This is a genomic window from Nesterenkonia sandarakina (assembly GCF_003003175.1).
Taxonomy (GTDB): domain Bacteria; phylum Actinomycetota; class Actinomycetes; order Actinomycetales; family Micrococcaceae; genus Nesterenkonia; species Nesterenkonia sandarakina_A.
The window spans coordinates 167,266-173,364 of sequence record NZ_PVTY01000008.1 but is presented as its reverse complement, the minus strand read 5'-3'; the positions used below and the strand labels follow the sequence as shown (position 1 = coordinate 173,364).

The window sequence follows — 6,099 nt, the reverse complement described above, 5'->3', positions numbered from 1 at the left end:
CGAGCAGTGTCCGGTAGAGACCGAACCCGGTCGGGCCGGCCTCGTAGGCCACCGCCACCGGGCCCGGCAGGTCTTGGACCCAGGTGAGGATGTGCTCGGGAGATGGGGTCAGTCGTGATTGGAAGAGCTCTCCTGTGTCGCTGTCGATTGCTGCCGCGAAGACAGATCGTGCGTGCACATCGAGCCCAACACTCGTACGCTCGGTAAACACCGGGGCCTCCCACAAATGTCGGCAAGGCCGGGCAAGGGGCGTCTTGTCCGGTAATCCACGAATCTCTGTGAGTGGGGCCCCGGCCCGCAACCCCTCGCGGACCGCAAGGAGCTACTTCATACGTCTAGTCCCGAGGCGGCGCCTGTGACCGCTGCTGACCCTCGGCCGCAGGTGCCGCTCAAGCCGCTTCCGAGGCGAACTCCCGGGGCGGTGATCACCGTCATTGCCGCACTCGCCGCTCAAGGCCGTACACTTGAATGGTGTGGTCGCGACACGGCCGTGTGCCCGTGCGCTCTGACCCACCCGAATCCACACTGTTGAACCACATGTAGAACCACGGCGTGACATGGACGAGTCAAGACACGACATCGACCGACCAGACACGTCACTCTCCTCTATGGAAGGCGTTGCCCCACTTATGACCACTGCTGCCGCTCGTACACTTGCAGGCACTGACGAGCGCCAGGATCTGCGCAACGTCGCCATCGTCGCCCACGTCGACCACGGCAAGACCACTCTGGTCGACGCCATGCTCACCCAGACCAAGTCTGTCGGTGGCCACGGCGATCTCGAGGACCGGGTCATGGACTCCGGCGAGCTCGAGAAGGAAAAGGGCATCACGATCCTGGCCAAGAACACCACCGTGTTCTACTCCGGTCCGGCCGCCACCAAGCACGCCGGCATGGACAAGGTCACCATCAACGTGATCGACACCCCCGGCCACGCCGACTTCGGCGGTGAGGTCGAGCGCGGACTCTCCATGGTCGACGGCGTCGTGCTGCTGGTGGACGCCTCTGAGGGCCCGCTGCCCCAGACCCGCTTCGTGCTGCGCAAGGCACTCAACGCACAGCTTCCGGTGATCCTGGTCGTGAACAAGACCGACCGTCCCGATGCTCGCATCGACGGCGTCGTCTCCGACACCATGGACCTGCTCCTGGGCCTGGCCTCCGACGTCGCCGAGGAGAACCCTGACCTCGATCTGGACTCCGTGCTGGACGTCCCCGTGGTCTTCGCCTCCGGCAAGGCCGGTCGCGCCTCGAAGAACCAGCCCGAAGACGGCGGTCTGCCCGACAGCGAAGATCTCGAAGCGCTGTTCGACACCATCCTGGAGCACGTCCCGGCCCCGAAGTACGACTCCGGCGAGGTCCTCCAGGCGCACGTCACCAACCTCGACGCCTCCCCGTTCCTGGGCCGTCTGGCTCTGCTGCGCATCTTCAACGGCACGCTGAAGAAGAACCAGCAGGTCGCCTGGGCGCGCAAGGACGGCACCATGAAGACGGTGAAGATCACCGAGCTTCTGGCCACCAAGGGTCTGGAGCGCGTCTCTGCGGAGTCCGCCGGGCCAGGCGAGATCGTCGCCGTCGCCGGCATCTCCGACATCATGATCGGTGAGACCCTCACCGACCTGGAGAACCCGAAGCCGCTGCCGACCATCACCGTGGATGATCCCGCGATCTCCATGACCATCGGTATCAACACCTCGCCGATGGCTGGCCGGGTCAAGGGCGCGAAGGTCACCGCCCGCCAGGTGAAGGATCGCCTGGACAAGGAGCTGATCGGCAACGTCTCGCTCAAGGTGTTCCCGACCGAGCGTCCCGACACCTGGGAGGTCCAGGGTCGAGGCGAGCTCGCGCTGGCCATCCTGGTCGAGCAGATGCGCCGCGAAGGCTTCGAGCTGACCGTGGGCAAGCCGCAGGTCGTCACCCGCGAGATCGACGGCAAGCTGCACGAGCCCATGGAGAACATGATCGTGGACTCGCCCGAGGAGTTCATGGGTGCGATCACCCAGCTGATGGCCTCCCGCAAGGGAACCATGACCACGATGACCAACAACGGCACCGGCTGGATCCGCATGGAGTTCATGGTGCCCGCTCGCGGCCTCATCGGCTTCCGCACCAAGTTCCTCACCGACACCCGAGGCGCCGGCATCGCCTCGTCCTACGCGGCAGGCTACGAGCCGTGGAAGGGCCTGATCGAGTACCGCACCTCCGGTTCGCTGATCTCCGACCGCACCGGCACGGCGACCCCGTTCGCCATGATCAACCTGCAGGAGCGCGGCACCTTCTTCGTGGACCCGCAGGAAGAGGTCTACGAGGGCATGGTCGTCGGCGAGAACGCTCGCCACGACGACATGGAGGTCAACATCACGAAGGAGAAGAAGCTCACCAACATGCGTGCAGCGGCTGCCGACTCCTTCGAGGGCCTGACCCCGCCGACCAAGCTGACCCTCGAGGAGTCCCTCGAGTTCGCCAATGAGGATGAGTGCGTCGAGGTCACCCCGCACTCGATCCGCATCCGCAAGGTCATCTTGAACTCCTCCGAGCGCATGCGTGACACACGCAAGAAGAAGAGCGCTTCGCAGTAATGACCGCCCCGCAGGACACCGCGACACCCTCGCGGAGAAGCTCGATGCGACCAGCTCTGCTGGGCGTGTGCTTCTCCGCAGGGGTGGTGCTCGGGATCCTGGGCACCGTGCTCCACGGCAACATCCTGATGCTCGGAGCCACCGAGACCGGGACCGTCCTGCCGTGGGGTGCGGCCCTGGCCCTGCTGATGTGCCTGATGGCGCAGCTCTGGGCCGGACTCAAGAGCGGCTCCCTGCTGGAGCCGATGCTGATGGGCGTGACCACCTTCACCGTGGCCTCGATCGCGTATCTCTGGCCCGGACCCGATCAGCTGGTCGTGCCCTACAGCCCTGAAGCCATGGAGCTGCTGCCCGGACCCACGCTGGCCTCGGTCATCTGGTGGCTGGGCACCGCGGCGGTCACCCTGGTGGCAATGGTCCTCGTCAAGTGGATCGTTGTGCGGGACCGCTCCGTATCTCGGTAGACTCTAGTTACGCACTCGTAGAAAGACAGAGGAGTCCATGACGTACATCATCGCCCTTCCTTGCGTGGATCTGAAGGACAAGGCCTGCATCGATGAATGTCCTGTGGACTGCATCTATGAGGGGGATCGGATGCTCTACATCCACCCCGACGAATGCGTGGACTGCGGCGCCTGCGAGCCCGTATGTCCCGTGGAGGCCATCTACTACGAGGACGACACCCCGTCGCAGTGGTCTGAGTACTACCGCGCCAACGTCGAGTTCTTCGACGAGGTCGGTTCCCCCGGCGGCGCAGCGAAGGTCGGACTGATCCCCAAGGATCACGAGATCGTCGCCGCCCTGCCCCCGCAGCAGCAGTGACCCCGCAGCGCTGATCACCCACTCCGCGGAGGCCTGAATGCTGACACTTCCTGAGTACCCCTGGGACGCGATGGCTCCCTATGTCGAGAAGGCGCGGCAGCACCCCGAGGGTGTCGTCAACCTCTCCATCGGCACCCCCGTGGATCCGACCCCTGAGGTGATCCAGGCGGCGCTCACCGCCGCCGCGGATGCCCCCGGGTACCCCACGACTCACGGCACGCTCGCGCTGCGCGAATCGATCGCCGCCTGGTTCGCCCGTCGCCGCGGGGTCACCGACCTGGACCCGGAGAACATCCTGCCCACGGTCGGCTCCAAGGAGCTCGTCGCCTGGCTGCCGACCCTGCTGGGGATCGGCGCCCGCGCAGGAGCCGGAAGCGCCGACGTCGTGCTGCGCCCGCTGGTGGCCTACCCGACCTATGACATCGGGGCGCAGATCGCCGGCGCCACCCCGCTGGCCACCGATGACCCGTTCAGCCTCGATGAGGAGACGCTCCAGCGGGTCAAGCTGATCTGGATCAACTCACCCTCGAACCCCACCGGCGCGGTGGCCGGGGTCGAGTGGATGCGCGAGGTGGTCCAGCTGGCCCGTCGAATCGGGGCCGTGGTCGCCTCCGACGAGTGCTACGCCGAGCTGCCCTGGGAGGTCGCCGACGACGACGTCCCCTCGATCCTGGACCCGCGGGTCTGCGGCACCGATCCGGAGACCGGCAGGGGAGACCACTGCGGACTGATCGCGGTCTACTCGGCATCGAAGCAGTCGAACATCGCCGGATACCGCGCCGCCTTCGCGGCCGGCTGCCCGGAGCTGATCAGCGGACTGATCAACACCCGCAAGCACGCCGGGATGATCGTGCCAGCCCCGATCCAGGCCGCGCTTGCCGCCGCGCTCGACGACGACGCCCATGTCGACGCCCAGCGTGAGCTCTACCGCCGGCGTCGTGCGCTGATGCTTCCCGCGCTGCGGGCAGCCGGCCTGCAGATCGAGGATTCGATCGCCGGGCTCTACCTGTGGTGCCGCGCCAACGGGACCGACGCCTCGGCGGCCACCGCGGAAGACACCTGGAGGCTGGTCGATGAGCTGGCGCAGCGCGGGATCGTCGTCGGCCCCGGGGTCTTCTACGGGGAGCAGGGCAACGGATACATCCGCGTCGCGCTGACCGCCACAGATGAGCGGATCGCCGCTGCGGCGAAGCGGCTCGCCGGCTGAGCTGCGCGCTCGCCCGGAGCCGGCGCAGGTTACACCCGATGCCGTGAACCAGGACACAACTGGCAACCGATGGTGACCAGACGGTAGGTTTGTCATGATATCCCCCTAGTGTGTCTGATAAGGAGACCCATGACTGAGCAGTCTTCTGCCCGCCTGAATTATCAGGGGGGAGATCTGGAACTACCCGTGCATTCGTCCGTGGAGGGCAATGTCGGTCTCGGTATCGCACCCCTGCTGAAGACCACCGGCGCTGTCACCTATGACCCCGGCTTCATGAACACTGCAAACGCGCAGTCGGCGATCACCTACATCGATGGCGATGAAGGCATCCTGCGCTACCGCGGCTACCCCATCGAGCAGCTGGCGGAGAAGTCCAGCTTCCTCGAGGTCTCCTACCTGCTCATCTACGGCGAGCTGCCCACCCAGCAGCAGCTCACCGACTTCGACGACGTCACCCGTCGGCACACCCTGCTCCACGAAGAGCTGCGCGACTTCTTCGGCGGCTTCCCGCGCGACGCCCACCCGATGCCGGTCCTCTCCTCGGCGGTCTCCGCGCTGTCCACGTACTACCCGGACTCGCTGGATCCCTTCAACAAGGACCACGTGGAGCGCTCCACCTACCGGATGCTCGCGAAGGTCCCCACGATCGCGGCCTACGCGTACAAGAAGTCCATCGGTCAGCCGATGCTCTACCCGGACAACAACCTGACCCTGGTCGAGAACCTGCTGCGCGGCTGCTTCGGCGTGCCTGCCGAGCAGTTCGAGCTGGACCCGGACATCGTCAAGGCCCTGGACACGCTGCTGATCCTGCACGCGGACCACGAGCAGAACTGCTCCACCTCCACCGTGCGCCTGGTCGGCTCCTCGCAGGCGAACCTCTTCGCCTCGGTCTCCGCCGGCATCAACGCCCTCTACGGCCCCGCTCACGGCGGCGCCAACGAAGCGGTGCTGGGCATGCTGCGCCAGATCCAGTCCGGCGACGTCAGCCCGGAGGCCTTTATGGAGAAGGTCAAGAACAAGGAGGACGGCGTCCGGCTCATGGGCTTCGGCCACCGGGTCTACAAGAACTACGACCCGCGCGCCCGCGTGGTCAAGGGCCTCGCCGATGACCTGCTGGCCAAGCTCGGCGGCGACGACGAGCTCTTCGACATCGCCCAGCGCCTGGAGCAGAAGGCGCTGGAGGACGACTACTTCATCGAGCGCAAGCTCTACCCGAACGTGGACTTCTACACCGGCCTGATCTATAAGGCCATGGGCTTCCCGGAGAAGATGTTCACCGTGCTCTTCGCGCTGGGCCGGCTTCCCGGCTGGATTGCGCAGTGGCGCGAGATGATCGAGGATCCCTCCACCAAGATCGGGCGGCCCCGCCAGATCTACATCGGCGAGCCCGAGCGGAACTACCCGGGAGTCTGACCCTCCCGCACGTCAGCCATCTTCGTTGAGCGGCGGATTCTGCGACCATCTCGAGGCCTGATCGGCTTCAGACAGTCGCAG

5 protein-coding genes and 1 pseudogene are annotated in these 6,099 nt (G+C 65.9%); 5 read left to right on the top strand and 1 reads right to left on the bottom strand.

What is annotated here, in order from left to right:
- A pseudogene (locus BCL67_RS16065) lies at positions 1 to 211 on the bottom strand (IS110 family transposase); the annotation flags it as partial.
- 418 nt (positions 212 to 629) lie between these two features.
- On the opposite strand from BCL67_RS16065, the gene typA reads away from it, so the two are divergent.
- From typA to BCL67_RS08415, 5 genes are all read left to right on the top strand, one after another.
- On the top strand, positions 630 to 2,576 hold the full coding sequence (gene typA / locus BCL67_RS08435) for a translational GTPase TypA (protein WP_106122989.1): 1,947 nt from the start codon (positions 630 to 632) through the stop codon (positions 2,574 to 2,576).
- Positions 2,577 to 2,620: 44 nt separating this feature from the next.
- Positions 2,621 to 3,040: a hypothetical protein gene (locus BCL67_RS08430; protein WP_146131112.1), complete on the top strand. Its 420-nt coding sequence runs from the start codon at positions 2,621 to 2,623 to the stop codon at positions 3,038 to 3,040.
- 37 nt (positions 3,041 to 3,077) lie between these two features.
- On the top strand, positions 3,078 to 3,398 hold the full coding sequence (gene fdxA / locus BCL67_RS08425; RefSeq protein ID WP_036474056.1) for a ferredoxin: 321 nt from the start codon (positions 3,078 to 3,080) through the stop codon (positions 3,396 to 3,398).
- A gap of 37 nt (positions 3,399 to 3,435) precedes the next feature.
- Positions 3,436 to 4,605 carry a succinyldiaminopimelate transaminase gene (gene dapC / locus BCL67_RS08420; protein WP_106122987.1) on the top strand — a complete coding sequence of 390 codons (1,170 nt, stop codon included), beginning with the start codon at positions 3,436 to 3,438 and terminating at the stop codon, positions 4,603 to 4,605.
- Between the two features lie 129 nt (positions 4,606 to 4,734).
- Positions 4,735 to 6,018, top strand: a complete 1,284-nt coding sequence (locus BCL67_RS08415; protein ID WP_106122986.1) for a citrate synthase — start codon at positions 4,735 to 4,737, stop codon at positions 6,016 to 6,018.
- The last annotated feature ends 81 nt before the right edge of the window (positions 6,019 to 6,099 follow it).

Bases quoted from the DNA above. Each gene is read 5' to 3' on its own strand.
- fdxA (WP_036474056.1), top strand. From the start codon at position 3,078: ATGACGTACATCATCGCCCTTCCTTGCGTGGATCTGAAGGACAAGGCC.
- typA (WP_106122989.1), top strand. From the start codon at position 630: ATGACCACTGCTGCCGCTCGTACACTTGCAGGCACTGACGAGCGCCAG.
- dapC (WP_106122987.1), top strand. From the start codon at position 3,436: ATGCTGACACTTCCTGAGTACCCCTGGGACGCGATGGCTCCCTATGTC.
- BCL67_RS08415 (WP_106122986.1), top strand. From the start codon at position 4,735: ATGACTGAGCAGTCTTCTGCCCGCCTGAATTATCAGGGGGGAGATCTG.
- BCL67_RS08430 (WP_146131112.1), top strand. From the start codon at position 2,621: ATGCGACCAGCTCTGCTGGGCGTGTGCTTCTCCGCAGGGGTGGTGCTC.